Source organism: Ornithinibacillus sp. 4-3, assembly GCF_040958695.1.
Classification (GTDB): Bacteria; Bacillota; Bacilli; order Bacillales; family Amphibacillaceae; genus CALAMD01.
The window spans coordinates 475496-502364 of sequence record NZ_CP162599.1; the positions used below are offsets into that span (position 1 = coordinate 475496).

The 26869-nt window shown below is 34.6% G+C and carries 25 protein-coding genes, 1 riboswitch and 2 other annotated features (1 of these 28 only partly in view); of the genes, 15 read left to right on the plus strand and 10 right to left on the minus strand.

The window, feature by feature from the left end; genetic code table 11:
* Positions 1 to 114 precede the first annotated feature (114 nt).
* Positions 115 to 1038, minus strand: a complete 924-nt coding sequence (locus AB4Y30_RS02395; protein ID WP_368653919.1) for an EamA family transporter — start codon at positions 1036 to 1038, stop codon at positions 115 to 117.
* 40 nt (positions 1039 to 1078) lie between these two features.
* Positions 1079 to 1286, minus strand: a binding site (T-box leader).
* A 240-nt stretch (positions 1287 to 1526) separates the two neighbouring features.
* Between AB4Y30_RS02395 and AB4Y30_RS02400 the strand changes: the two genes are divergently transcribed.
* From AB4Y30_RS02400 to AB4Y30_RS02455, 12 genes are all read left to right on the plus strand, one after another.
* Positions 1527 to 2234, plus strand: coding sequence for a response regulator transcription factor (locus AB4Y30_RS02400; protein WP_368653920.1), 708 nt, complete (start codon positions 1527 to 1529; stop codon positions 2232 to 2234).
* A complete protein-coding gene (locus AB4Y30_RS02405; RefSeq protein ID WP_368653921.1) occupies positions 2231 to 3232 on the plus strand; it encodes a sensor histidine kinase in 1002 nt (333 codons plus the stop codon). Before AB4Y30_RS02400 ends, AB4Y30_RS02405 begins: the two co-directional genes overlap by 4 nt.
* A 90-nt stretch (positions 3233 to 3322) precedes the next feature.
* Positions 3323 to 4087, plus strand: coding sequence for an ABC transporter ATP-binding protein (locus AB4Y30_RS02410; RefSeq protein ID WP_368653922.1), 765 nt, complete (start codon positions 3323 to 3325; stop codon positions 4085 to 4087).
* A complete protein-coding gene (locus tag AB4Y30_RS02415; protein WP_368653923.1) occupies positions 4062 to 5957 on the plus strand; it encodes an ABC transporter permease in 1896 nt (631 codons plus the stop codon). The genes AB4Y30_RS02410 and AB4Y30_RS02415 overlap by 26 nt, the downstream gene beginning before the upstream one ends.
* 524 nt (positions 5958 to 6481) lie before the next feature.
* Positions 6482 to 7246: an ABC transporter ATP-binding protein gene (locus tag AB4Y30_RS02420; RefSeq protein ID WP_368653924.1), complete on the plus strand. Its 765-nt coding sequence runs from the start codon at positions 6482 to 6484 to the stop codon at positions 7244 to 7246.
* Positions 7247 to 7818: 572 nt separating this feature from the next.
* Positions 7819 to 8886, plus strand: coding sequence for a siderophore ABC transporter substrate-binding protein (locus AB4Y30_RS02425; protein ID WP_368653925.1), 1068 nt, complete (start codon positions 7819 to 7821; stop codon positions 8884 to 8886).
* A 22-nt stretch (positions 8887 to 8908) separates the two neighbouring features.
* Positions 8909 to 9922: an ABC transporter permease gene (locus AB4Y30_RS02430; protein WP_368653926.1), complete on the plus strand. Its 1014-nt coding sequence runs from the start codon at positions 8909 to 8911 to the stop codon at positions 9920 to 9922.
* Positions 9923 to 9926: 4 nt separating this feature from the next.
* Positions 9927 to 10982: an iron chelate uptake ABC transporter family permease subunit gene (locus tag AB4Y30_RS02435; RefSeq protein ID WP_368653927.1), complete on the plus strand. Its 1056-nt coding sequence runs from the start codon at positions 9927 to 9929 to the stop codon at positions 10980 to 10982.
* A 433-nt stretch (positions 10983 to 11415) separates the two neighbouring features.
* Entirely contained in the window at positions 11416 to 11799 is a 384-nt protein-coding gene (locus tag AB4Y30_RS02440) for a GntR family transcriptional regulator (protein ID WP_368653928.1), read from the plus strand.
* Positions 11796 to 12485 carry an ABC transporter ATP-binding protein gene (locus tag AB4Y30_RS02445; RefSeq protein WP_368653929.1) on the plus strand — a complete coding sequence of 230 codons (690 nt, stop codon included), beginning with the start codon at positions 11796 to 11798 and terminating at the stop codon, positions 12483 to 12485. The genes AB4Y30_RS02440 and AB4Y30_RS02445 overlap by 4 nt, the downstream gene beginning before the upstream one ends.
* Positions 12482 to 13318 (plus strand): hypothetical protein, encoded by an 837-nt coding sequence (locus AB4Y30_RS02450; RefSeq protein WP_368653930.1) that lies wholly within the window; start codon positions 12482 to 12484, stop codon positions 13316 to 13318. Before AB4Y30_RS02445 ends, AB4Y30_RS02450 begins: the two co-directional genes overlap by 4 nt.
* A 13-nt stretch (positions 13319 to 13331) precedes the next feature.
* A complete protein-coding gene (locus AB4Y30_RS02455; RefSeq protein ID WP_368653931.1) occupies positions 13332 to 14633 on the plus strand; it encodes a hypothetical protein in 1302 nt (433 codons plus the stop codon).
* A gap of 32 nt (positions 14634 to 14665) precedes the next feature.
* Here the strand turns inward: AB4Y30_RS02455 and AB4Y30_RS02460 are convergent, their stop codons facing one another.
* Together AB4Y30_RS02460 and AB4Y30_RS02465 are read right to left on the minus strand one after the other, a co-directional pair.
* Positions 14666 to 14992: a thioredoxin family protein gene (locus AB4Y30_RS02460; RefSeq protein ID WP_368653932.1), complete on the minus strand. Its 327-nt coding sequence runs from the start codon at positions 14990 to 14992 to the stop codon at positions 14666 to 14668.
* A 90-nt stretch (positions 14993 to 15082) separates the two neighbouring features.
* On the minus strand, positions 15083 to 15661 hold the full coding sequence (locus tag AB4Y30_RS02465; RefSeq protein WP_368653933.1) for a CotY/CotZ family spore coat protein: 579 nt from the start codon (positions 15659 to 15661) through the stop codon (positions 15083 to 15085).
* A gap of 563 nt (positions 15662 to 16224) precedes the next feature.
* Here AB4Y30_RS02465 and AB4Y30_RS02470 point away from each other — a divergent pair.
* The 3 genes from AB4Y30_RS02470 to AB4Y30_RS02480 all read left to right on the plus strand — a co-directional run bounded on the left by AB4Y30_RS02470 (position 16225) and on the right by AB4Y30_RS02480 (position 19614).
* On the plus strand, positions 16225 to 17589 hold the full coding sequence (locus tag AB4Y30_RS02470; protein ID WP_368653934.1) for a M20/M25/M40 family metallo-hydrolase: 1365 nt from the start codon (positions 16225 to 16227) through the stop codon (positions 17587 to 17589).
* Positions 17590 to 18002: 413 nt separating this feature from the next.
* Positions 18003 to 19451: an ABC transporter substrate-binding protein gene (locus AB4Y30_RS02475; RefSeq protein ID WP_368653935.1), complete on the plus strand. Its 1449-nt coding sequence runs from the start codon at positions 18003 to 18005 to the stop codon at positions 19449 to 19451.
* Between the two features lie 4 nt (positions 19452 to 19455).
* On the plus strand, positions 19456 to 19614 hold the full coding sequence (locus AB4Y30_RS02480) for a hypothetical protein (protein WP_368653936.1): 159 nt from the start codon (positions 19456 to 19458) through the stop codon (positions 19612 to 19614).
* A gap of 264 nt (positions 19615 to 19878) precedes the next feature.
* Here the strand turns inward: AB4Y30_RS02480 and AB4Y30_RS02485 are convergent, their stop codons facing one another.
* The 7 genes from AB4Y30_RS02485 to trpE form a co-directional block, all read right to left on the minus strand.
* Positions 19879 to 20469, minus strand: a complete 591-nt coding sequence (locus AB4Y30_RS02485) for a YkoF family thiamine/hydroxymethylpyrimidine-binding protein (protein ID WP_368653937.1) — start codon at positions 20467 to 20469, stop codon at positions 19879 to 19881.
* 193 nt (positions 20470 to 20662) lie between these two features.
* A riboswitch (TPP riboswitch) is annotated at positions 20663 to 20760 on the minus strand.
* A 57-nt stretch (positions 20761 to 20817) separates the two neighbouring features.
* A complete protein-coding gene (trpA, locus tag AB4Y30_RS02490; RefSeq protein WP_368653938.1) occupies positions 20818 to 21597 on the minus strand; it encodes a tryptophan synthase subunit alpha in 780 nt (259 codons plus the stop codon).
* Positions 21590 to 22792 (minus strand): tryptophan synthase subunit beta, encoded by a 1203-nt coding sequence (gene trpB / locus AB4Y30_RS02495; RefSeq protein ID WP_368653939.1) that lies wholly within the window; start codon positions 22790 to 22792, stop codon positions 21590 to 21592. The genes trpA and trpB overlap by 8 nt, the downstream gene beginning before the upstream one ends.
* Positions 22792 to 23421: a phosphoribosylanthranilate isomerase gene (locus AB4Y30_RS02500; RefSeq protein ID WP_368653940.1), complete on the minus strand. Its 630-nt coding sequence runs from the start codon at positions 23419 to 23421 to the stop codon at positions 22792 to 22794. Before AB4Y30_RS02500 ends, trpB begins: the two co-directional genes overlap by 1 nt.
* Positions 23422 to 23427: 6 nt before the next feature.
* Positions 23428 to 24207 carry an indole-3-glycerol phosphate synthase TrpC gene (trpC, locus tag AB4Y30_RS02505; RefSeq protein WP_368653941.1) on the minus strand — a complete coding sequence of 260 codons (780 nt, stop codon included), beginning with the start codon at positions 24205 to 24207 and terminating at the stop codon, positions 23428 to 23430.
* Positions 24208 to 25230, minus strand: a complete 1023-nt coding sequence (trpD, locus tag AB4Y30_RS02510) for an anthranilate phosphoribosyltransferase (protein WP_368653942.1) — start codon at positions 25228 to 25230, stop codon at positions 24208 to 24210.
* Positions 25231 to 25251: 21 nt separating this feature from the next.
* Positions 25252 to 26640, minus strand: a complete 1389-nt coding sequence (gene trpE, locus AB4Y30_RS02515; protein ID WP_368653943.1) for an anthranilate synthase component I — start codon at positions 26638 to 26640, stop codon at positions 25252 to 25254.
* A 111-nt stretch (positions 26641 to 26751) separates the two neighbouring features.
* Positions 26752 to 26869 (minus strand) — a binding site (T-box leader) (it continues 137 nt past the right edge of the window).

The window sequence follows — 26869 nt, forward strand, 5'->3', positions numbered from 1 at the left end:
CTGGTCTTAAAATGGACGGAAAAGCTGATGTTACCTTTAAAAAGGTGAACATCAGCTTTTTTCATTAGGAATAAAATGTATTTCTTTATGTTTGTGATTCACTGATTCTATATGCTAGTTTACTATGTGTATACTTTTCTTATTTTCTACATAAATACTATATATTCCCATAATAAATAATAAAGTAATCCCCCCAAGACTTGGCAAGGACAATTCAATTCGAGAATCAATAAGTTGAAATATAAAAGTAAAGACTGGGATGAAGCATAGGGACATCATCACCATAAATGTATTTGTATATTGAATCCCCTTTTGTAATAAATACATAGGTAATAGAACACCAAAGAAAGGGACAAATAAAATCCAACTAATGTTTTCTTGAAAATAAGGTGAAATCGAATCATATGTAAGAATAAGTGATACAACTACAATACCAATAAAACGATTAGCTAAAATCATAGAGCTCGTCCAACCGATTTCATTCAATTGTTTTGAATAAACCGAACAAAGTACTGCACCTACACCACATAAAATACTACCAGTTATGGCTAGAAAAGTTTCTATGGAAAACAGTAGTCCCACTCCTGAATTTCCACTTAGAACAATCCAAATCAGAATCATAGATGCAAGCAGTGTGCCTACAGCAATAATCCATTGAGTCGTTATAACCGACTGTTTCTGTAACACCAATATCATTAAGATAAATATCGGTCCAATTCCCATTTGTAATGAACTAACTATAGCTGGCTCTATATATTTTAATGCATAATAAAATCCCATAAACGTAATGATTGATGCTAAATTTAATTTGAGTAGTGGTTTATAAGTGACTTTCCATTGTCGATCCACTTTTTGCCGTAAATAAAAAAATTGAAAATAAAGTGAAGTGATTAAAAAACTAATACCTGTAAATAAAAAAGGATGAATGGTCTGCACTTTATTAGCATAAAAAACTTGGTTAAGTGAAGTTAATAATGCAGAACCTAGTAAAACGAAAACACCTAGTTTAAAAGTATTTCTTTTAACGGTTGTCTCCATAAAAATACCTCCTTATATAAATAAAAAAACTTCATCTCAATTAAGAGACGAAGTTCAATTCGCGGTACCACTCTACTTTGGTTAAAAATTAACCCACTCAAACTATAACGGTAGCTGCCGTTTCTGCTTACTATTATTTCAGCAAAAAAACTCCTGGACGAGTTCAGGAATATATGGACTGTTTTTCACCAAACAACAGCTCTCTAACCCAATACAAATTCCTTACTACTTCCAATCAAAGTTTAATTTTATATATTGAATATATATCATAGTTTATTCATTCATGTAAGTCAATTTGTGAACTGATGGCGTGAACCTATGTGTTCTAAAACTGTCATCAATTAGTCTCGGTTATAATCCGATTATTCAGGTCCTGATGCTCGTATGAAAAGATAAAAGAAGGGTTTTGTAGTAATTTTAAAAGTGTGCCATAATTTATTTACATGACAAAAGATGCACTTTTACTTCAAAAAGAAGGAGGAGTACAGATGCAGACAATTATGATTGTGGAAGATGATCCAAAGATCTCGAAACATTTACAGGAATATATAGAAAAATATGGGTATCAAGTAGCTGAGGTTGCAGACTTTGAAAGCGTAATGGCTACTTTTGAAGCTGTTCATCCCGAATTGGTACTCTTAGATATTAATTTGCCAAGCTACGATGGCTATTATTGGTGTAGGCAAATTCGCAAGACCTCTACATGTCCAGTCATTTTTATCTCTGCACGAACTGGTGAAATGGATCAGGTGATGGCTTTAGAAAATGGTGGCGATGATTTTATTACAAAACCATTTAGTCCAGAGATTGTTATGGCAAAAATTAGGAGTCAATTACGTCGTGCTTATGGTGAGTATGCGCAGGATGCAAAAGAGCGCTCGCTGGAAGTGGAAGGATTAACACTTTTTCCTGAACGAATGGAATTAATGTTTAAGGGAGAAGTATTGCTCTTATCTAAGAAGGAAGCGGATATCCTTGAAAGCTTAATGAATCGTTATCCTCGAGTTGCTGGCAGGGAGGATTTATTAGAAAAGCTTTGGGATGATCAAATATATGTAGATGAAAACACATTGAATGTAAATATAACAAGAGTTCGCAAAAAGCTTCAACAGATTGGAATAGAGGATGCTGTTTCCACTGTTCGAGGAGTGGGCTACCGTTTGAACACATCTTGGTGTATAGGTGACAAAGAATGAAGCTGTTTTTGAAGGAACATATTTTATTAATTGGAGTAAATGCCATTCAATTTGCGGCGATTTTAATTATTTACCGATTGGACGGGCATGAAAATATTCGAGTGGCTTTTTATGCCAGTTTTATTGGCTTCTTTTTGCTTTCTTGTTATTTGGTATATCAATATTTCAGTCGCTATGCATTTTATCAGCGTTTAAGTAATCCATTAGAGTCATTAGAAGCTTCTTTAAGAAAAACAAAACACTCTGCTATTTCAGAAGCGCTAGATGAATTATTACGAAAACAATACCAATTTTATCAAGATAAAATAAATGCAATTGATTCGGATCGAGAAAACCATCTGAAATTAATGGATCAATGGGTGCACCAAATGAAGACACCTATTTCTGTGATTGAATTGACTGCCCAGAACTTAGATGAACCAGATTCATCAAGTATAAGGGAAGAAACAGAACGGATGCGAGCCGGATTAAATACGATATTGTATATGGCGAGACTTCGTACGATTGAACAGGATTTTCATGTGAAACCGATTCATTTAGCGACATTGGTACATGAAGTAAATGGCGAAAACAAACGCTTCTATATACGTAATAAAATCTATCCAAAAGTAGAAGAAGAAACAAAAGGGTTAACAGTACAAACAGATGAGAAATGGCTTTTCTTTATGTTAACCCAACTTATATTAAATGCTGTTAAATATTCTACAGAAAAAAATTCATCTATTTTAATCTCCATTTATGAAAGAGATAAAGAAGTGGTCTTGGAAGTAAAGGATTATGGGGTAGGCATTCCAAAGGAGGATTATAAGCGAATCTTCCATGCATTTTACACGGGAGAGAATGGACGGAACTTTAGAGAATCTACAGGAATGGGTTTATATTTAATAAAAGAGGCTGCAGAATATTTACAGCACCGAATAGAATTTGATTCAGAAGTCGGTAAAGGAAGCTCTTTTCGTATTGTTTTCTCTGAAACACAAAACCTTACAAGCGTGTAAGATAATTGAAAGGAAATTCGATAGTTCCTTCTGCTGATATAAGGTTATACTGAGTTTAAATCAGATGATACAGAAGGAGCGGTATTTTTTATGTTGAAAGTAAACAAAGTAAGTAAGATATATGAAGGGAAAATTGCCTATCGTGCATTATCAGATATTGATTTAGAGATAGAAGAGGGAGAATTTGTTGGAATTATGGGGCCCTCTGGTAGTGGGAAAACAACATTATTAAATATTATTGCTACGATAGATGAGCCAACAACAGGAGAGGTTCTGCTTCATGGTCAGAATCCACATCAATTAAAGAAGGAAAAGCTTGCACAATTTCGCAGAAGAGAATTAGGGTTTGTCTTCCAAGATTTTAATCTTCTCCACACATTAACAGTAGAGGAAAATATGGTTTTGCCATTGACGCTTGACGGTGTGAAGGTGAAAGAGATGAAAGAGAAGGCACAAAAAATTGCTAAACAGCTTGGTATCACAGAAATTCTAGGTAAGCGAACATATGAAATTTCAGGTGGTCAAGCCCAAAGAGCAGCTGTTGGCAGAGCAATGATTCATACACCTAAACTTCTACTTGCAGATGAACCAACAGGAAACCTAGATTCTAAAGCTTCCAAAGATGTGATGGAAATGTTAGCATCCATCAATGAAACAGAACAGACAACAATGCTGCTAGTGACACACGATCCTCAGGCTGCAAGTTATTGTAATCGAGTAATCTTTATTCGTGATGGAAAATTTTATTCGGAAATTCATCGAGGAGATAATCGACAAGCCTTCTTCCAAAAAATTATCGATACACTCTCTTTAATGGGAGGGGATTCCAATGACTTTTCGTCAATTCGCGTTTAATAATGTAATGCGGAATAAGCGCTTATATGCTGCTTATTTTCTAACGAGCCTTTTCACTGTAATGGTGTTTTTTACTTTTACTATTTTTGCCTCTCACCCAGAATTAACGGGCGATAACCTGGATTCCAATGTTGGTATGGGTATGAATGTGGCAGCAGGAATTATTTACGTATTTTCCTTTTTCTTCGTACTGTATTCAATGAGTTCTTTTCTACAATCTCGAAAAAAAGAGTTCGGATTATTAATGATTCAAGGAATGAGTATGAAGCAAATTCGCTCAATGGTTTTTTTAGAGAATATGTTTATTGGTTTTTTGGCGACAATTGGTGGTATTGGATTAGGTATTGTTTTTGCAAAAGGTATTCTGCTTGCTGCAGAAAATGTATTAATTGTTGATGTCTCACTTCCATTTTATATCCCGACTATACCTATTATAATTACGTTGATTTGCTTTATTCTTTTGTTTTTCTTGATCTCATTATTTGTCTCCTATATTTTACGAAGCAAGAAATTAATTGATTTAATTAAAAGTGATAAACAGTCAAAAGGTGAACCCAAAGCCAGTATCTTGTTAACTCTTTTTGCAGTTGCTTTATTAGGAGCAGGATATTTTACAGCCTTAAAGGTAGAAGGAGTGCAGGTTGTTGTAGCATTGCTTCCAGTTGTTATTGTAGTCGTTATTGGAACGTATTTTCTGTTTACGCAGGTTAGTGTATTTATGATTCGACGCTTAAAGAAGAGGGAGAATTTTTTCTGGCGTAAAACAAATATGTTATTGTTATCAGATCTTTCTTTTCGGATGAAGGATAATGCTAGGACCTTCTTTTTAGTAGCAATTATTTCTACAGTGGCTTTTAGTGCAATTGGAACACTATATGGTTTTCAATCATTTTTAAGTGCAGGTGTTGAACAAGTAAATCCAAATACACTTTCTTATCAAAATTATGAGACAGGTAAGGAAGAGGAGAATATCGCACTCATTGATAAGATTCTACAGGAAGAGAATATTGAAGCTACTAAAGAACAGACTACGCTTCATTATTATGAAAAGGGTAATGATTCACGTGTTATGATTGTAAAAGCCTCTGATTATAACCGTTTTGCGAATTTAATTAATAAAGAAAGTATTCATGTAGAAGATGGTGCTCCTTTCGTTGTTGATACTCAATTAGATATGATGTTAGCTGGCAATCAAGGTAAGAGTGAAAAAGAGTTGTTAAGTGATGCTACGGTTGAGATAGGGGGAGAAACAACCATTGAGCCAGTACAAATTATTGAATCAAATGCACTTCCCTCTTTCATGCTATACTATGTTGTTTCAGATAATGATTTTAATAAATTACCTGCTCCCATCTCAGAAGAGAATTACTATGCATGGCAGGAAGCAAATGATAAAGATATTCCGCTAGAAATAGCAAAAAAATTAAGCGAGGATTTAGAGCTATCTCGTCAGGGACTTAGTATTGGTAGTTACGAGAAATATATAATGAACAAAGCATATAGTTCCATTTTATTTGTTGGATTATTTATCGGTATCGTCTTCTTTGTATCAGCAGGAAGTTTCCTTTATTTCCGACTCTACTCTGATTTAGATGATGATAAGAAGAAATTCCAAGCAATAACGAAAATAGGGTTAACAGAGAAAGAATTGAAGAAAGTATTAAATCGTCAAACCTTCCTTCTTTTCTTTGCACCAATTGCAGTGGCGCTCGTTCATGGTGCAGTAGCATTAACGGCATTGTCGCACATGTTCTTCCATAGCTTAGTGAAGGAATCTGCGATTGTGCTCGGTCTCTTCTTAGCTATCCAAATTGTCTATTTCTTTATTGTTCGTTTCTATTATACAAGACAGATCAAACAAGCATTATAATACGAAAACCTTCTCTGGAAATTCCAGAGAAGGTTTTTATTTTAGGATATTTCAATTATTCTATGAGAATGATATCCCAATTTTGACTCATTTTTTATAACGTCTTGTCCACTTATAAGGGCTATTTCATACTAATAATTCGTACTTATTCTCATTTTGTTCATACTTTTAGTAAAAAAATTAACCATTCTTGCAAAAGCATTGATTTTAAAATTCGCATCAACTATACTATAACTAATAATGATTATCATTATTAGCATCACTTGAAAACAGTGATTTTTAATACTAATAATGAAGTATCCCTACAAAAGGAGAAACTACAGGTCACTGCTTATCAATACAAGTGGTAGATGAAGAGAATCATCTTTCAATGCTGATTTTTAGGAAAAAATGAGGACGATGTTGCCGGATATTTTTTTGTTTACATGTCTTTCATTTAAATATAACATACCATCAGTATATTGTTATTAATTTTATTGGTGATAATTATTTTATTTAGTATTTTAAAGAAAGAGGGCTGCGACATGATCGACATTAAAAGGTTGACAAAGAAGTATGGAAGTAAAACTATTGTAGAAGACGTATCAGTTCAAATTCAGCCTAATAAAATTACGTCATTTATTGGACCAAACGGTGCTGGGAAATCAACGCTACTTTCCATGGTAAGCCGATTACTTGATGCAGACACTGGAGATGTATTATTAGAGAAAAACAATATAAAACAGATGAAATCAAATGAATTCGCAAAGCGTATTGCTATTTTAAGACAAGCGAATTTTTTAAATGTAAAATTAACGATTCGACAATTAGTATCATTTGGGCGTTATCCTTATTCGAAAGGTCGTCTAAATGCCGAGGATAATCGAATCATCGACCAGGCAATGGAATATCTGAACTTAACAGATATTCAGCATAAATACTTAGATGAACTATCTGGTGGACAAAAGCAACGTGCATTTATTTCTATGGTTATTGCCCAAGATACAGAATATATTTTACTGGATGAGCCATTGAATAATTTGGATATGAAGCATTCTGTACAAATTATGAAAATATTACGTAAGCTTGTTGATGAACTAGGTAAAACAGTTGTGATTGTATTGCACGATATTAACTTTGCTTCTGTTTATTCAGATCACATTGTAGCTTTAAGAGATGGACGTCTAGTAAAGGATGGCCCAACACATGAAATTATTAATTCAGAGGCATTAAACGAAGTCTACGATATGCATATTCCAGTTCATATGCAAAACGGTTGCCGTTTTTGTGTATACTTTGATTCGCATTAAGACAATCTTGAAAATAGTTAATCGTTCTGATCTTTCAAATATTAATATAAAATCGAACCAATAATTGTTTTTCTTATAAATATTCAAATTGGACACTTTCTCAATTAATATGTCGAATTCTTTGGGAGTTTAATTTGAGCTGTAACAACTAATTGAGAAAACAATTAATCTAACCATGCGTGCTCCCTTTGTTGGGAGCACGCATGTCTACGGTCTGGAACAAATTTTTTGTACCTCGCTAAGAGAATTGCATTAAAACAACTTCTCTGCTGTTTAAGAGTTTCTTATATGTATTATATCTACAGTTGAGAATAATAAGCTTTTTCAGCTGATAAGTAAAAAAGTAAAGGTTTCAAAAAACGGTTGACAAGGCTTTTTGATTTGCTATAATTTAAATTAGATTAATTGAGATTGATTATCAATATCAACTTGTTGTGTTATTACTATGCACTATAGTAGAACAGAAATAATATTTATTTAAATTATATACCAACATATGACAATGATATTATCTTCATCAATTCAATAGTCTATTTGTCTATAAAACTTACATAAAGGAAGAGGTAGGAGAAATGAGAAAGTCTAATTTGTTTAAATCAACATTTCTTATAGCAATCTTTGCTATTTTTGCTTTGATGTTAGCAGCTTGTTCAGATTCAAGTGATGATAAAAAGGATGGAGATGATCAAGTAGATAATTCTACTGAAACAGATAATTCTGACGAAACGGATGGAGACTCAGATGAAGCTACAACGGTTGAAATTACTGATGCTCATGGAACTGTTACAGTCCCTGTAAATCCGCAGAATGTCGTTGTTCTGGATAATAGATCATTTGAAACTTTAGCTGATTGGGGTATTGAATTAGCGGCGGCTCCAAAAGATGTAATGCCTGCAGATATCCCATACGTAGCTGATGAATCAGTTGAAAATATTGGAAATCACCGTGAACCAAACCTTGAAATTATTGCAGCTGTAGATCCTGAGCTTGTAATTGTTGGTCAAAGATTTGCTGGCTTTTATGAAGATATTAAAGCATTAGTGCCAAATGCAGCTGTTATTGATTTGAATATTGATGTTTCTGAAGAAGCTGCTACACCAGGAGAAAACCTAGTAAATGGATTTAAAGATATCACAACTTCTCTTGGACAAATTTTTGATAAAAATGACGAAGCTGATCAACTAATTGCTGAGTTCGATCAAGCGATTGAAGATGCTAAGTCTGCATATAACGGGACAGATACTGTTATGAGTGTTATAGTATCTGGTGGAGACATTAATTTCTCAGCTCCTCATACTGGTCGTGTTTGGGGACCATTATATGAAATTTTTGAATGGACTCCTTCATTAGAAATTGACAAAGCTTCTGCAGACCACCAGGGTGATGACATTTCTGTTGAAGCGATCGCAGAAACTAATCCTGATTGGCTTTTCGTAATGGATCGTGATGCTGCCGTATCTTCTTCTGGAGAGGAAGCAACACCTGCTCAAGATGTAATCGATAATGCACCTGCACTTCAAAACACAACTGCTGTTACTGAAGGAAATATCGTTTATGCACCAGCAGACACTTATACAAATGAATCGATACAAACTTTTATAGAGTTATTTAATGATCTTGCAGATGCTCTAGCTGAGTAGTGTATAAGGGAGTATAACTATAGTGCTTAAAAATACAACACAAAACAAATTTGAGGCTGGGAAATCTCAGCCTCAAAATTCTAATCATCATAAAATATGGACAAAGCCTTTTATAATAGCAGTCATAGTTGTTATTATTCTAGGTGTTATTTCTCTGTTTACTGGAGTTTATGATATACGAGGGAAAGAAGATGGAATGGATATGTTTTTCATCACTCGTATTCCAAGGACAGCTGCCTTAATGCTTACTGGAGCTGCTATGGCAATGGCTGGGCTCGTTATGCAGCTTATTACACAGAACCGCTTAGTTGAACCTACTACAACAGGAACGATTGAATGGGCAGGTCTTGGACTAGTTTTTGTCTATTTATTATTTCCTGCACCAACTTTAATTGAAAGAATGACAGGTGCGATCATTTTTTCCTTTATAGGAACAATGATTTTCTTCTTGTTTTTAAGAAGAGTTAAGCTACGTTCATCCTTAATTGTCCCGATTATTGGAATAATGCTTGGGGCGGTTATTTCTGCAGTTTCCACTTTTGTTGGACTTGCTTTTCAAATGTCACAAAATGTTGAAACTTGGTTTGTAGGCTCTTTTGCATCCATCCAAGTTGGAAGATATGAATATCTATGGCTAATTGTTATCATTAGTATCCTTATTTTTATCTATGCTGATAGATTGACTTTAGCTGGATTAGGAGAAGATGTAACGACAAGTCTTGGTGTAAGTTATAATCAGATCGTCCTTATTGGTACCGGTCTTATTGCTGTTGCAGTAGGAATTGTCGCGGCTGTTATTGGGAATTTACCATTTTTAGGTTTAATTGTCCCAAATATTGTTTCATTGTTTAGAGGTGATGATCTTAGGAGTAATTTGCCTTGGGTCTGTGTGGCCGGAATGGGTGCCTTAACTATTTCTGATATCATATCTCGGACAATTATCATGCCGTTTGAAGTACCTGTCTCTTTAATACTAGGAACAGTAGGAGCAGTTGTATTTATTGTTATTCTATTGAGAAGAAGGAGGCTAGGATAATAAATTGGAATATACTAATAAGCAAAACAACAAAACTTATTCTAGCCTTCCTGATACAAATAGAGCAGCTAAAGCTTTTCGATCTAAGAAGGAGGCAAGACGTTATTGGATATTATTAATAACGTTAATTGTATTGGGTGCTCTTTCTTCTTTCGGACTTTTAGTGTATAACAATCCAGTTCCAGTAGATTCACCATCTTTTATTCCAATCGTTGAAAGAAGAATGATCGCTATTATAGCCATGATTATTGCTGCCGTTTGTCAGAGTATGGCGACTGTTGCATTCCAATCGGTTACAAATAATAAGATTATAACTCCTTCACTTTTGGGATTTGAAGCACTTTATTCCACTATACATACAAGTACAATGTTTTTCTTTGGTGTCAGTGTATTTATAGGATATACTGGCACAGGACCATTTCTAGTGCAAGTAACTGTTATGGTCGTAATGTGTTTGCTGCTTTATGGATGGTTACTATCCGGGAAGTACGGAAATTTACAGCTTATGCTATTGATTGGAATCATTATTGGTACTGGATTAAGATCTTTATCGACTTTTATGAGAAAACTGCTTGCACCAGCTGAATTTGATATTCTACAGGCAAGGTTGTTTGGATCTGTAAATAATGCAGACTCCGAGTATTTTCATATAGCAATTCCAATAGTAATCATTGTAGCAATACTTCTTTTTCTTCATTCTAAGAACTTAAATGTATTGTCGCTAGGAAAAGATATCTCTACATCTTTAGGAGTTAATCATAAAGCTAGTATCATTTATGTTCTTGTATTGGTTTCTATTTTGATGTCAGTTTCAACAGCATTGGTTGGACCGCTTACTTTCTTCGGCTTTTTAGTTGCAACCTTGAGTTATCAGTTGGCACCAACCTATGATCATAGATATATTTTTCCAATGGCTCTTGCCACAGCATTCTTGATACTAACTGGTTCATATTTCCTGATGTATCATGTGTTTAATGCACAAGGTGTAGTTTCAATTATTATTGAAATCGTCGGTGGAATAACATTTTTAATTATAATCTTAAAGAGAAAGACTTTATGATGATTTGAGTTTACTTTTATATCCTCGCCTGTTAAAAGCGGTAATTGTTGCTTTTAACAGGCGAGGATATTTTTTGTTCTTTGGATTAGGAAGTTTTTTGGTACAAAGTTTTTACACATAATGAGATATAAAATCTTTTTAAAGCCTTTTTTTAATTCCGCTTTTTAATTATTGACAAGATATGTATTAACCGTATAATACAGTATATAGAGTGTACTATCCGCACCATACACTAAAATGCTAAAAGTGTAATGTGCTTCTTTTTTACAATAACTGTATTATCTGATTGATACACTGGACTTACATTAACAATTACTACAAATTTATCGTAGTGTAGCGAGTGTAAGCTTCTTACTAGATGAAGTTTCGCAGTATGCTTATAGTGTATTAGCCAGATGGTACAGTTTCGAAAATAAATTGAGGAGATGTAGTGATGGTGATGAAATTTAACAATCGAGATCCAGTTTATGTTCAAGTCATCCGTTATTTTAAAGAGGAAATCGCTAAAGGGATGCTAGAGCCTGGGGAGGAAATTCCTTCTCGCAGAGAACTTGCTAATCGACTAAAAATAAATCCAAATACAGCACAACGTGCATATAAAGAAATGGAGGAAGAGGGATTGATTTTTACAGAGGGGAATTTACCCAGTCGTATTACAAAGGATACCCAAATCATACAAAAAGTCCGTGAAGAATTAATTATTGAAGCAGTACAATCATTTATACACTCGATGCGTGCGATCAATGTTTCGTATAAAGAAGCGATAGAAATAATGGATAAAACATATCACCAAATCGAACAGGAGGAAAAGAAATGATTGAGGTAAAAAACATCACCAAAAAATTTGGTAGGAAACAAGTATTAAACGGTGTTTCCTTTACGGCAAATAAAGGAGAAATCGCTTGTTTGATTGGTGTCAATGGTGTTGGTAAAACAACTATTTTAAATGCGATTATGGCGTTAACACCAATTAATAGTGGTGATATTTTAATAGATGGTAAAAAGCTGACGAAGGAAACCTTTGAGAAAATTACCTTCATCCCAGACGCGATTACGATGCTTCCTCAGATGCGTATATCAGACACAATGGAGTTTATGCAGGATTACTATAAATGCTGGAATCAAAAACAAGCAGATGAATTATTAGCCTTCTTTCGTTTAGATAAAAAAACACGTATTTCTGAGCTGTCAAAAGGGAATGCCGCAAAAGTTAATTTATTACTTGGGCTTGCATTAGATGTTGATTATTTATTGATGGATGAACCATTTTCAGGAATTGATATCTTTAGTCGCGAACAAATTGCAGAAGTCTTTACTAGTCATTTAATAGAAAATCGTGGTGTGATCATTACAACACATGAAATTCAAGATATTGAGCATCTCATTGATAAAGCAATCTTACTTGATAATGGAATAATAGCGAAAGAATTTAATGTAGAAGAAGTAAGAGAAAATGAAGGAAAATCTGTTATAGATGTAATGAGGGAGGTATTTCGTCAATGAATAACTATTTGAAATTAGTCAGTTTCGAGTGGAATCGCTTTTTCAAGGTATATTTTGTGTTAGTGATTATTACTATTATTTCCCAAATTGCAGGAACGATTGTACAGGCGAGAAGCTATTTAACAAGCATGAATAGAACGATGGAGATGACAAGTATCTCCTCTGAACTAGAATATGTACGAGAATATGGTGAATTTTATTTTGGATCTATATCTCAATCTATGTGGTTTATTTTTCCAGTATTCTTAAGCATGATTACCTTATTAATTTATACTTTATTTATTTGGTATCGAGATTGGTTAGGGAAAAATACATTTATATATCGTTTATTAATGCTACCTACCTCTAGATTAAATATATTTCTTGCAAAGGCGACATCAATTTTTATCATGGTACTTGGATTAGTAGCACTACAATTAATTTTACTTTATGCACAACAAAATATTATTCAAGTTATGATTCCAGTTGATTTACGAGAAACTCTCTCTATTACAGAAATGATTAGAACATTTGATTATATGCGCGTGTTATATCCAATCACAATCTTTGATTTTACTGTTTATTACGGGACTGGTTTACTATTAATTATTATTATCTTTACAGCAATTTTAATGGAAAGAAGCTTTCGTTGGAAGGGGATTATTCTTGGGTTAATTTATATCACTTTCTCTATACTTGTATTCTTTTCACAAATGCTTGTGACGCTGTTTACGGGAGAAGTATATCTCTATCCATTAGAAACAATGATAGTACAGATCGTTTTAGGTTTGCTAGTGTTTGGGATGTCTCTTGGAATCAGTAATTATTTATTGAAGAAAAAAGTCACAATATAGGAGGAGAGAGCATATGAAACGATATTGGAAAATAACAGTGACGCTATTAATAATAATCGTTACACTTGGGATTTTTTATAGTCAAACAACTTCAGCGATTAAAAATATAGATTTGCGAATCAATAAGATCTCAGGGGATGAAACAGTTTTAGAAGATGTGAAAATCCGGGGATCAGTAGAGGAGATGGGTTCATATATATGGGAAGATTTTACATTTGAAGATAATCAGATTGACTTTTATTCTGATAATTCTATTTCGAAACGTTTTAAAGCTACATCAGATAAAACGTTTGAACGTCTATATAAAGACCATAAAAATTTTCTCCGCGGAAAAATAACTGGGAAATCAGAAGATCCAACTATGTTTTATGAGGATGATAAACAGCTAATATATGCTGAAATTATATCAGATCGTAGGATTTTAACTGGCGATACATCAAACTATAGATTCTTCATTGATGTATTAGATAAAGAGACAAATAAAAGTAATTCCTTTAAGCTACCTGTACCAGATCAAAAAGATACGAACTATATGGATGTTGTAGATGTACAATTAGTGAATGATGAATTAGTAGTAACTGCATTAAGAAGTGGAGATTTTTCTGAAGTATGGACCCATGAAAATTATGAGGAAAATCATGTGCTAACAGATACTTATCATGTGTATCGTTTTGATATAAATAAACAAGAGCTACTAAGCAAAGAGGAAATTGATATTCCTTTTGATTCTTCAGCAGAGAACATTGAAGAAATCGATTTTATCAATTTATTTATGGTATCAAAGGAAAATTCTTTACAATCAAACCCTTATCATGTGATTGCTGTTAAATTTTATGAAGAAAATATTATCTCAGTAGAATATGGTTCAGATGGATCACATTCTGAATCCTATGAAAATAAATTGGTAGATCAGCAATTATTTGTTTATCAGCTTGAAACAGGTGAGCTAAATAAACTTGATTTACCAGAGGACATTCTGCTAAATGCTACTTTTTACAAAATGGATCATCATAAATTGTATCTTAGTATAGCAGATGGAGATCGGTTAGAAGTGGCGATTATAGATATTGAAACAAATGAGATAGAAGGAACCGTAGCTATTGGGCAAGCAAATGAATTTTATGGTGAATTTATTGAAGTTGCTGATAATAAACTTTATATATTATCAGGAGATATGGAAGCAAGTTCAGCAGCATCTATCATGGTATTAGACCTTATAACAGAAGAGATTCTTTATGAGGGAGAAATTGAAGTATTAAAAAATGATGAAAAAGCATTTAATATTCACTTTGGATCCATAAAAGTCTATAAATAGAACAAAGGCTCATGGGAATGTCCATGAGCCTTTTACTGTATAATGTTCTGATATAGCTTGTCTATTTTTTGATCTAATAGATCCAAATGTACTATTCTTGCTTCACGAATATATTCTTTTTCTTCAAAAAATAGTAGGAGCACAGGAACAGTAAAAATAGAGAATCTACTTGCAACTTCAGGAACTTCTGTAGCATCGATATGAGCCAGTTGAATAGCGGGGTAATCCTCTAGCAATTGCTGGACCTGTGGGAGGAGGCCGTGACAAACACTGCAATTTGGCTGTGAAATATAAAGAAAAGCAAGCGAATGTGTATGAATAAAATCAGTAACAGCTTCAATAGAATGTAAATGAGTCATATATTATATTCTCTCCTTTGCTGCATTGTAACATAGAAAAGGAGAAAATTACCTAGAAATTGCTTTCCAGGTAATACTCTCCTTTTTTCCTTAGTCTTCGTCGCGAGCACGTAATGGGGTAATTGGATCAAGACAAGAAATTCCGCAGAAACAGTCTAAATCAACGGTGATACAAATTCCTGTAGCACGGAAGTTTCGAGTTCCCTCTGGTATGAAATCACAGACACTCTGTCCCTTACAATGTTCGTGTGAATGTTTTTCCTCATGCTCATGGTTTCTTCGGTGACGAACAGGTACTAATAATTCTAAGCGCACACAATCTTCATTTCCATTGACAAATGATTTTGCACGGAAAATAGGTGATTCAAAGCACTCAAATTCTTCGCGCTCTGATCTTCGGCTATGCTCTCTCCTTACACCTGCGCCAACAAATGGTTTACAGTTGCCTTTACAGAATAAAATAAATGGAATCGTGTTATGACGTAAACGTTCTCTGTTTTCTTCAAATGGGGAAAGTAATTCTTCAATAGACCGATCACAGCTAGTGAAGCATGTATCCTCTTCAGCTTCTACTGCACGACGTTGAGCACGAATAATTTTGCGAATAACATCTTTTACGCAATCATCTCCATTAAAGTTTCCTCTTGAACCTGAACAATTGCAGCTCATTAGCAAATCTCTCCTTTACATAATTATCTTGCACTATCACTATATGTCACAAGATTTAATGTACTTGTTTGATAGTCTATTTCTATGAAAAATGAAGCATTTGTCCAAGATTTTTATAGAAACAATTGTTTGTCCTAGGAGAGATGCTCATGCAATGAAGAAAAAGGAGCATATAAATAAAGTACAACGCTGATGATTGACAGCGGATTTTTCTCAACCCATAAATAACCTGTAGGAGTATAGACATTGATAAATGTTCTATACTCTCTTTTTTTGAGGGGGAAAGAATGAGGGGGGCAAATAATCTATTGGTGATATTCGAATAATATATAAAATCTTTTTATGATATCAGATAATTAAATTTAATTTGTTTTATCAGAATATTAAAATTAAAATTAAACGAACGGAGAAAGATTTTTGTATAAGGGATGGGATAAGTAAGAAGCATACATTCATAAAAGTAATTGTACCTTTATAAAGATGAAGTAACTTGATAAATGGTTTACAAATTAACTCATCTAACCATTTGAATGATTCAGAGTATTTTACAAAGGCGGGATAAAATGACTAATAGGGAGCAAATAAAAAAATACATAAATAAAAACCAAAAGGAATTTATAGATGTTTTATTTACTTTATTAAAGCAACCCAGTATCAGTTCTCAAAATATAGGAATAAAAGAATGTGCTGATTTATTGCAAGGAATAATGAAAAAAGCAGGAATTGAAAATGTAAAGATAATGGAATCTAATGGCCACCCATTTGTATATGGAGATTTAATGTCACCAGAAAATGAGTTTACGCTTTTAATCTATGGTCATTATGATGTTCAACCACCAGAACCACTTGATAAATGGATTTCACCGCCATTTAAGCCCATTATTCGTAATAATAAAATTTACGCACGCGGTGTTGGCGATAATAAGGGACAATTATTAGCCCATATTTTGGCTGTGAAAACCTTATTAGACCTTCAAGGATCTATCCCAATTAATTTAAAATTCATTTTTGACGGTGAAGAAGAGAATGGGAGCCCTAATTTAAAACCTTTTATGGTAAAGCATAAAGAAATGTTACAAGCAGATTTAATTTATCGTTCAGATGGTCCACTTGATAGTAGTGGTGCACCAATCATTAATTTGGGCGGACGGGGGATGGTATCTTTAGAGTTAACAGCTACAGGTGCGGACCGTGACCATCATTCTGGAAATAAAGGAAATATAGTACCAAACCCTGCTTGGAAATTAATTGATTTATTAAGCGCGTTGCGTACACCAGATGGTACTGTTCAAGTTGAAGGATTTTATGATGATGTTCGAGCATTAAGCGAAAGAGATTTAGAAATTATTCGTTCCAATTATTTTGATGCAGATGAAAAAGCAAAAACTTATGGTTTAAAACATTTAGACATGGATGGTGAAACCTATTTTAAAAATAAATCAGTTGTCCCAACATTTAATATTAATGGTATAGCAAGCGGATATATGGGTGAAGGTCATAAAACCATTATTCCAAGCACTGCAACAGTAAGACTTGATGTTAGGCTAGTAGCGGATCAAGATCCTAGAGATATTTTCAATAAAATCAAAAATCATATTCAAAAAATAGCACCTGATATAAAAGTAAGTGGAGAAGGCTCATTTCCTCCATCGCGTATTCCCACTGATTTACCTGTTGTACAAGCTGTTATTAAATCGATTGAAAAAACATATGAACAAAAAGCTTTGATTTTCCTAGCAGCAGGTTCTTCAGGCCCAAACAACATCTTTACAGATGTGCTTAACAAACCATCGATAAGTGTACCTTATGCTAACGCAGATGAAGACAATCATGCACCAAATGAAAATATGAATGTCGATTTATTCTTCAAAGGAATTGAGGCAAGTTGTAATGTAATGAATGATTTAGCGGATGATGAACCATCGTAATAGAGTAAAAATAACACTAGTCCAGAATGTTAGATAAATCATTATTTAATGTTTTCTATTCAATATAGTTTATATAATATCTGGCACCCAAAATTAGGAAAAATTTTGCGTATTAATAAACTAAGTAAAATGCTAAATAAGCTGCATAAAGGATGATTTTCATTAACTAAATTTCCTGAAAAACTGTTGAGGGAGGTGAATGTTTTTTGTGCTATTTAACTTATCTAGAAAGCTTATTTTAGAGGCATAAGAATTACAAGTGTAGATATGAGGGGGTATAAAAGATTAAGTATTTAAGTGTGTTTAAATTACTATTTATTTTATTGTTATCAATGGCATTGATTGCATGTTCAAATTCGACTTCAAGCAATAATGAGAAAGAAGACCCAAAAGAAATAAAAGGAGAACTAAATGTGGCCTTTCCTTCACAACCTCCATCATTAGATAACCATCTTACTACTGCACGATCCACTATTGAAGTAACGAGAAATATATTTGAAACGCTAGTCACATTTGATTTAGATTATAATGTCAAGCCAATGTTAGCTGAATCATGGGAAGAGAGTGAGGATGGAAAAACAATTACCTTTAATTTACGAAAAGGAGTTTTATTCCATACTGGTGAGGAGATGGATGCAGATGATGTTGTGGCTTCCATGAATAGATGGCTAAAACTATCTGGCACCGGGAAAGAAACCTTTGAGGGAGCTGAATTTATAAAGGTTGATGATTATACAGCTAGTTTGGAACTTGTTGAACCAGTTTCAATTACTCTCGCTGTCTTAGCATTTAATGGTGCTAACTTGCCTTCAATTATGCCGAAAGAAATTGTGGAAAGTGCGGGTGAGGAAAGTATTAATGAGTATATTGGAACTGGTCCGTTCAAATTTGAAGAATGGAAACAAGATCAGTATATTCACCTAACACGATTTGAAGATTATCAACCGATTAACGAACCGGCAGATGGGTTATATGGTAAAAAAGAGGCACTTGTAAATGATTTGTACTTACATTATACTCCTGATTCTCATACGACGATGTCTGGCTTAATGTCTGGTGAGTATGATATTGCTTCAAGTCTTCCTATAGATGGTTTGGATCAGTTAAAAAATAATGAAAATATCAAGATAGATTCGGCATCTGACAACAGATTAAGTATTTACTTTAACAAAAAGAAAGGATTATTTGCAAATCCAATCGCCAGGGAAGCTATAGCAATTGGATTAAATAATGAGGATATTTTGATGGCCTCTTTTACAGATCCAGAGTATTATAACCTCAGTCATAATTTGATGATGTCTCATCAAGAGGAACAGTGGTACAGTGATTATGGAAAAGATAGGTACAACCAAAATGATATAGATTATGCTAAGGAGCTTCTGGAGGAAGCGGGATATAATGGTGAAGAAATCACTATTTTGACGGGAAGAGATCATGACTATATCTATAATTCAGCTGTTGTCCTTCAAGAACAGCTCGAAAAACTAGGAATGAATGCAAAATTAGCAGTATATGATTCTGCTACCGTTTCCGAATTACGTGAAGATGAGAATGCATATGATCTCTATACTAAGTCTGATACTCCAAGACCTGAACCAACTTCATTACTGTTCATGAACAGTAGCTTTTCGGGGTGGACAGATAGCCCAGAGCTCGATGCCTTGTTAGATGAGATATGGAGCCAGCCTAATCTAGAAGGCGCGCAAAAATTGTATGATGATTTACAAAGATGGTTTATAGATTATCGACCAATCATAAAAGTTGGAGATGGTAATGCGCTTTATGCATATAGAGATACGATAGAGGGATTAGAGTGGATGGACTCGTTGATTCTTTGGAATGTACGTAAGATGGAAGAATAATGAATTGAACAATGAAAATCAACTATATCGAAGTACTTCTGAAGATGAAGGAATTTCGTCTAAAGCGATATTATCTTTTTTAGATGCTGTGGAAGAGGAAAACTTGAATTACATTAGTTTCATGCTCGTCAGAAACGATAAAGTGATTGCAGAAGGGGCTTAGAACTACGTTTATTAGAGGTTTAAAGATTAAGGATTATAGGATACCAATTCAGATGGAAATCACACTGGGGAGGCATTCAATTTTCTACAGACATAGCAAAGTTTGGGCAGTTTTATTTACAAAAATGAATGTGGAATAGCCGAATAATCGTACAAAATGAATGGATGAAATCTAGAAAATAGGATAAAAAATCAAGATGTTATAGAACTACCATAAAAGAGTTAGAGTTGGCTTACTACATTGATAAGCCAACTCTAACTCTTTTTATTCTACATGCGATGGGCTATTTGCAGAGATAGAAACAGTCATCACAGTATGGCTTGAACCGCCATCAACAGTTGCTTGGAATACAGATTCGAGTCCTTTAAATACATCAACAGCTTCCCCATGTAAACGGGTAGAATAATGTGCTTTTGACACCTCAACATATGCTCTCATTGCCTCAATTTGGCTATAAATAATATCCATATATTGCCCACCACCTAAAGGGTAAAGCGAAAATTTTGCAGCTACATATTGTTTTAAATCTGCAAAGTTAGGTTGATTGAGACGAACATCATCTTCAGCCATAAATACATCACCAGTAGAGTCACCAGGGCAACCAAGTGAATAAGTTACCTGTAAACCTACATGCTTTCCTGTTTTAGCAGCATGTAGGAACATAGCAGCTGTCACATCAAATACATGTACAAGCTTCCCGCGAACAGTTGTTGTAACATCATCTGTCTCTACCCATACTTTGGAAGTATCGACCTCTTTTAATGCATTTAAAATAATATCCACAAAGTCATCACTCATTGGATAAATTGAAAAACTAGCACCTGCAATTTTACTTGTACCACAAGTTAATTCCATGTTAAAAATCCTCCTTTAAAATTAATAAATAATGATGTTTTGGCATAATGATCTCTAGATTTTTCTATTAACATCTGTGATATTTGCCAGAGATTTACTTGTCCACTAGCTATAGAGGAAGAAGTATTCTGCTGAAAGAAAATAAAAGACTGCGCCTTGGAAAAGGGCAGTCTTAATGTATGCAATGATACGTATCATTTTGACTACACTTCCCCACGCTAGTATTACCTAGTTCGGGTTATAAGGGTCAGAAAGTTTTCTTCTCAGCTAGAAGCTCCCCTAGTGTGGAAATATTCATTTATAACTACATATAATCCTAACGAAATATTTTAAAAAAGTAAAGTTATCCTATTTAGCAATAGATCCTTGAATGAGCTCTGTTATTTCTTCTCTTTTTCCTTCATGAAGAAGACTTACGATGGTACTTCCTACAATAACACCGTCACAATGCTTGCTTAATGCATGTGCTTGCTCAATAGAGGAGACACCAAATCCGGCAAGTACAGGAACGGAGCTAGCTTGTTTTAATGATGCTAGATAATCTCCTACTCCATCCTTATGGGTTGTTCTAGCTCCTGTTGTTCCTGTGACAGAGACTGCATATAGGAAGCCTTCAGAACGTTCTGCTATTGCCTGAATTCTTTCTTTTGTACTGGTTAGAGCAGCTAATCGAATAAAGGCAATATCGTTTTCCTTTAAGCTTTCTGAAAGAAGTAATTCTTCTTCCATTGGCACGTCAGGAATAATAACACCATCTACTCCAGCAGCTGCACAATTCTCAGCAAACTTAGCAGAGCCATAGCGGAAAATAGGGTTAATATAAGTCATTAGTATAATTGGTACATGGCGTGTTTCTTTAGATTTTTCTAGTTCTTTTAAAACACCTGATAAAGTTGTTCCAGCTTTTAATGCGCGTTGTCCAGCAGCTTGAATTGTTGGACCATCTGCAACTGGATCAGAAAAGGGAATACCAAGCTCAATCGCTGATACACCACATTCTTCTAGAAAAGCGATTTGTTCATTCAGCTGATCTAGCCCACTATCTCCAGCCATAATATATGGAATAAATAATTTTGAGTTTGCAGCTAATTTTTCTTGAAAGGTTTGATCAATATGCATTTTACCCATGTTTGATTCCTCCCAATATATCTTTGACTTGTGCAACATCTTTATCTCCGCGTCCAGATAGACAAATAACGATTTTCTGACTTGGGTCCATCTCTTTTGCCAATTTCACCGCATAAGCAACTGCATGGGCACTTTCTAATGCTGGAATGATACCCTCTGTTTTGGATAGGAATTGGAATGCCTCTAATGCTTCTTCATCTGTAATAGAATCATATGTGACACGACCAAGCTCATGTAAATGACTATGCTCTGGACCAACTCCAGGATAATCGAGACCCGCAGAGATAGAAAATGCTTCTTCAATTTGGCCATCCCTATCTTGAAGCAAATGGGTCATGGTTCCATGTAAAATTCCAACAGAGCCAGCTGATAATGTAGCTGAATGTTTATTAGAATCTATACCTAATCCACCAGCTTCTACTCCGTACATTTTTACAGATTCATCATCAATAAATGGATAGAACATTCCCATTGCATTACTCCCACCACCAACAGCTGCAACAACTGCGTCAGGTAGAGAATTTGTTTTATCTAAAATTTGTTGCTTTGTTTCTTGACCGATAACTGCTTGGAAGTCACGTACAATTTTGGGAAATGGATGTGGACCTACAACAGAGCCTAAAATATAATGTGTATCCTCGACATGGCTAACCCAGTAGCGTAATGCATCATTTACGGCATCCTTCAATGTTCCGCTTCCAGATTCAACACTTTCTACTTTCGCACCTAGTAATTCCATGCGAAATACATTTAATTTTTGTCTTTCGATATCGACTGCTCCCATAAAGACAACACATTCTAATCCAAGAAGTGCACAAACAGTTGCTGTGGCAACACCATGCTGTCCTGCACCTGTTTCAGCAACAATCTTTCTTTTACCCATTCTTACTGCAAGCAATGCTTGCCCAATTGTATTATTAATTTTATGTGCACCTGTATGGTTTAAATCCTCACGTTTTAAATAAAGCTGAGCACCACCAACTTTTTGTGATAAGTTTTCAGCATGATAGAGAGGGGTTTCACGACCAACATACTGTGTTAAATAATGCTGCAATTCTTCTATAAAAGCAGGGTCATTTTTTGCTTCTGTATAGGCAGCTTCTAACTCTATTAGAGCGGGCATTAATAATTCTGGTACAAACTTACCGCCAAAGCTTCCATATCGTCCTTGCTCATTAGGCATTGTGTAATTCATTATTTCATCTCCTTATCTATCTGATGTTCTGCGTATCTAGCAGCTTGAATAAATTGCTTTATTTTCTCATGGTCTTTTCTACCGTTTGTTTCTACATTACTAGATACATCAATTCCGGCAGGGCTTACTAGTTTAATTGCTTGTTCTACGTTTTCACTAGAGAGCCCTCCTGCTAAAATTACTTTTTCTCTCGGAACAGCTAATGTATCAAGGAGGCTCCAATCAAATACTTTTCCACTCCCACCACGATAGGCTTCACCAGGACTATCCATTAATAAATAATCGCAAGGATACGAGGAAAAGTCTGCTTCTGCCAAATGATTGCTAGAGTAGGCACGAATTACTTTGGCAGAGAGCTGTTTTGCTATTTCAGCTGATTCATCTCCATGTAATTGAACAAAATCTAACCCAACTTCTTTTGTAATTTGTTCCATCTTTTCTACTGTTTCGTTGACAAATACGCCAACTTTTTTTACAGAAGGGGGGAGAGAAGATGTGATTGTTTTCGCTAGTGCTGGTGAAATCTGGCGTTTACTTGGTGCAAAAATAAAACCGATAAAATCTGCACCTTTTTCCGCTGCAACTTGAGCAGCTTCAATTGTTTTTATACCACAGATTTTGATTATCATGAAGCATCAATCCTCAGTGTTTTTTAAAGGAATTTGTAGTTCTTCAAAGGTTGCTTGTAAATTATTAGAACGCATAAACGTTTCACCAACTAGAATTACATTTGCTCCTGCCTTTGCAACTGTTTCTACATCTTCTTTTGTACGAATTCCACTTTCGCTTATAACAATTGTCTCCGGGTCAATGACCATTGATGCCAGATAATCCGTTGTTTCTAAGTCCACTTCGAATGTTTTTAAATCACGATTATTAATCCCAATGATATCAGCACCTAAATCTAATGCCCGTTCCATTTCATCTTCATTATGCACCTCAACAAGAACTTCAAGGTCTAGGCTTTTCGCATATTCATATAGGTGAAAAAGTTTATTATGCTGAAGTGCAGCAACGATTAATAAAATAATATTTGCTCCAGCTTCTTTAGCGCGATCAATTTGAACAGGGTGAATCATGAAGTCCTTACATAAAATAGGGATATTAACGACTTCTCTTACGGCACGTAAATCCTCCATAGAGCCATTGAAAAAGGGCTCATCTGTTAGCACAGAAATTGCAGTTGCTCCATGTGCCTCATATGTTTTTGCTTGTTCAATCGGGTTAACATCCATTTGTATTTCTCCTTTAGAAGGGGAAGAACGTTTTATTTCCGAAATAATATTCATATGAGAGGAGCGAATTCGCTCACGAAATGTTTGCCCTGTATAGGTGGAGGCAGTGTCATATGTTTTTTCTTTTAGTTTCTCTACTTCTTTTGCTTTTTCAATTAAAATCTTATCTAATATTGTCATTTAAACCACCTTACTAGTAAAGGACTTGCTGTAGTTAATTAATGTTTGTAATTTCTCCATTGCTGCGCCAGAATCAATGCTTTCTTGAGCCATTGCAATACCTGTTTGAATAGAGCCTGCAGCACCGTTTGCAAATAGACCAAGTCCTGCATTTAGAAGTACAGTATCTAAGTAAGCGCCTGGTTTACCTTTAAGGACATTTAGTAAAATTTCTGCATTATCCTTCGCGTCTCCACCACGAATATCTTCTAGGCTATATGTTGGCAAGCCTACTTCTTCTGGAGTTAATGTGAATGGTGTTAATTTCTTATTTTCAAGTAATACTAAATGATTCTCGCCAGCAAGGGAAGCTTCATCCATATAGCCAGCTCCATTTAATACGATCGCGCGTTTTCTGCCCAATTTATACAAAGCTTCAGCCATGTCATGTAGCATATGGCGATTATAGATTCCAAGTAATTGTGTATCTAGTTCGATAGGATTTGTTAAAGGTCCTATCGAATTCATAATGGTTGGTAAACCGAGTTCTTTACGTACTTTCATAATTTGTTTTAGGCGTGAATGTACATGTTGTGCAAATAAGAAAGCAATATTATTTTCCTGAAGCATTTCTTCAACTTGATGTTTATCTAGGGTTAATGAAATACCTAAATGCTCCAACACATCAGCGCTCCCAGTTTTACTAGAAATACTACGATTACCATGCTTTGCTACTTTTACACCAGCCCCTGCAATAACAAATGCAGCTGTTGTACTAATATTAAAGCTGTTTGCACCATCTCCACCTGTACCACAGTTATCCATAACATTTTGGAAACTAATGGAGCTTAAAGTGGATTTACTACGAATGACTTCAGCAAGCCCAGTAATTTCATCAGCTGTTTCTCCTTTGGCACGTAATGCTGTTAAGAAAGCTGCAATTTGTACATCTGTTACATTTTCAAAGCAGGCATTTGTTGCTGCTCTCATCTCATCTATCGTTAAATCTTCTTTATTAATAAGCTTTTCAATATAATGTTTCATCGGGATGACTCCTTTGTTCATTCATTTTGTAACTTCCATAAGGGATCTAGACTTATGCATTGTTTCATAGTATTCCATTTCAGGATTAGATTCTGCTACAATTCCAGCTCCAGCTTGTAAATAAGCACTGCCATCCTTTACAGCCATTGTACGAATTGCAAGCGCCATATTCAGATCACGATTAAAGCCAATATAGCCAATACCACCAGAGTAAAATCCGCGTTTCTTCTCTTCGATTTCATTGATAATCTGCATTGCTCGAAGTCGAGGAGCACCGGAAACAGTTCCAGCAGGTAAACAAGCAATTAATGCGTCAATACTTGTTGCATCTTCTTTTAATTCTCCTTGAACTTCAGAAACGATATGGATAACATGCTGGTATTTCTCAATTTTCATATAGGTTGGTACTGTGATTGTTTCAGGGTCACAAACCTTACTGAAGTCACTCTTACTTAAATCAACAAGCATCTCATGTTCAGATAATTCCTTTGGATCCTTTAGAAAGTCTTTAATCACTTGTTTTTCTTCTGCCTCAGAGTTTGCACGTGGTTTTGTTCCAGCAATTGGATTTGTAACAACATGCTTCCCAGTTGCCTGCACGAGACTTTCAGGAGATGCTCCGATAATTAAATAATCTTCAAAATCGATGTAAAACATATAAGGTGAAGGGTTAGCTCTTCTTAATTTACGGTAAAATCTAAATGGATCTCCTTGGAAGTCTGCTTTCATTCGTTGAGATATAACGATTTGCAAAGTTTCTCCACTGTGAATATATTTCTGAGCTGCTTTTACTTTTTCAATAAATTTTTCTTTAGGGATATCAGGTTTAAAATTGAATTCTAAAGCTTCTGCTTCATTTTCTTGTTCTGGTTTATGTTGATATAAGGATTTTTCTATTTGATTAATTCGTTCATCCAGTTGTTCTTCTTTTTCGTTATGAAGATTTGTAGCGATAATATGCACAGTGTCATTTCCATGCTCATAAACAATTAAGTTTTCAAAGACCATAAAGTGTACATCAGGCATCTCTAGTTCATCAGGAAGCTCTTCGCCAATTGGAGCAAATGCGCGAATTGCATCATAGCCAATATAACCAACTGCACCACCTGTAAAAGCGAGAGGAAGTTCATATTCGATATTCGGTAAATTTTCTTTCACATACTGTAGAATATTTTGGTCGATTACTTGCTCTTCCTTTGTTTGACAATCAATAACAGTTGTAGTATTGCCACTACCAATAATTTCTTGGTAAGGATTTGAACCGATAAAGGAAAATTTCCCTTTTGCTTCATATTGATAAGAGCTTTCTAGTAAAAATTTCTTTTTCCCATCCATATTTTGAAAGATTCCTATTGGTGTTAGTGTATCAGCGTTCATATTCTTGGATTTATAGGATAATGTTTTAATCATTTTAAATTCCTCCTTTAAGTTTGTGTTCAAAAAGGACTTTTTTGTTGGTCTTTTGAACATTCTCTTTAAATAAAAAAGTCCTCTTTATACAGTATTTGTTTATACATGTATAAAGAGGACGATTGTGACCGTGGTGCCACCTCTATTTGAAAAAGAAAAAGCTTTTTCATCTCGATTCAGATACAGTTAAGTGATTTACTTAATGAATATCCTATCCTGATAACGGAGG

Bases quoted from the DNA above. Each gene is read 5' to 3' on its own strand.
- AB4Y30_RS02395 (WP_368653919.1), bottom strand. From the start codon at position 1,038: ATGGAGACAACCGTTAAAAGAAATACTTTTAAACTAGGTGTTTTCGTT.
- AB4Y30_RS02400 (WP_368653920.1), top strand. From the start codon at position 1,527: ATGCAGACAATTATGATTGTGGAAGATGATCCAAAGATCTCGAAACAT.
- AB4Y30_RS02405 (WP_368653921.1), top strand. From the start codon at position 2,231: ATGAAGCTGTTTTTGAAGGAACATATTTTATTAATTGGAGTAAATGCC.
- AB4Y30_RS02410 (WP_368653922.1), top strand. From the start codon at position 3,323: ATGTTGAAAGTAAACAAAGTAAGTAAGATATATGAAGGGAAAATTGCC.
- AB4Y30_RS02415 (WP_368653923.1), top strand. From the start codon at position 4,062: ATGACTTTTCGTCAATTCGCGTTTAATAATGTAATGCGGAATAAGCGC.
- AB4Y30_RS02420 (WP_368653924.1), top strand. From the start codon at position 6,482: ATGATCGACATTAAAAGGTTGACAAAGAAGTATGGAAGTAAAACTATT.
- AB4Y30_RS02425 (WP_368653925.1), top strand. From the start codon at position 7,819: ATGAGAAAGTCTAATTTGTTTAAATCAACATTTCTTATAGCAATCTTT.
- AB4Y30_RS02440 (WP_368653928.1), top strand. From the start codon at position 11,416: ATGGTGATGAAATTTAACAATCGAGATCCAGTTTATGTTCAAGTCATC.
- AB4Y30_RS02445 (WP_368653929.1), top strand. From the start codon at position 11,796: ATGATTGAGGTAAAAAACATCACCAAAAAATTTGGTAGGAAACAAGTA.
- AB4Y30_RS02450 (WP_368653930.1), top strand. From the start codon at position 12,482: ATGAATAACTATTTGAAATTAGTCAGTTTCGAGTGGAATCGCTTTTTC.
- AB4Y30_RS02455 (WP_368653931.1), top strand. From the start codon at position 13,332: ATGAAACGATATTGGAAAATAACAGTGACGCTATTAATAATAATCGTT.
- AB4Y30_RS02460 (WP_368653932.1), bottom strand. From the start codon at position 14,992: ATGACTCATTTACATTCTATTGAAGCTGTTACTGATTTTATTCATACA.
- AB4Y30_RS02465 (WP_368653933.1), bottom strand. From the start codon at position 15,661: ATGAGCTGCAATTGTTCAGGTTCAAGAGGAAACTTTAATGGAGATGAT.
- AB4Y30_RS02470 (WP_368653934.1), top strand. From the start codon at position 16,225: ATGACTAATAGGGAGCAAATAAAAAAATACATAAATAAAAACCAAAAG.
- AB4Y30_RS02485 (WP_368653937.1), bottom strand. From the start codon at position 20,469: ATGGAATTAACTTGTGGTACAAGTAAAATTGCAGGTGCTAGTTTTTCA.
- trpA (WP_368653938.1), bottom strand. From the start codon at position 21,597: ATGGGTAAAATGCATATTGATCAAACCTTTCAAGAAAAATTAGCTGCA.
- trpB (WP_368653939.1), bottom strand. From the start codon at position 22,792: ATGAATTACACAATGCCTAATGAGCAAGGACGATATGGAAGCTTTGGC.
- AB4Y30_RS02500 (WP_368653940.1), bottom strand. From the start codon at position 23,421: ATGATAATCAAAATCTGTGGTATAAAAACAATTGAAGCTGCTCAAGTT.
- trpC (WP_368653941.1), bottom strand. From the start codon at position 24,207: ATGACAATATTAGATAAGATTTTAATTGAAAAAGCAAAAGAAGTAGAG.
- trpD (WP_368653942.1), bottom strand. From the start codon at position 25,230: ATGAAACATTATATTGAAAAGCTTATTAATAAAGAAGATTTAACGATA.
- trpE (WP_368653943.1), bottom strand. From the start codon at position 26,640: ATGATTAAAACATTATCCTATAAATCCAAGAATATGAACGCTGATACA.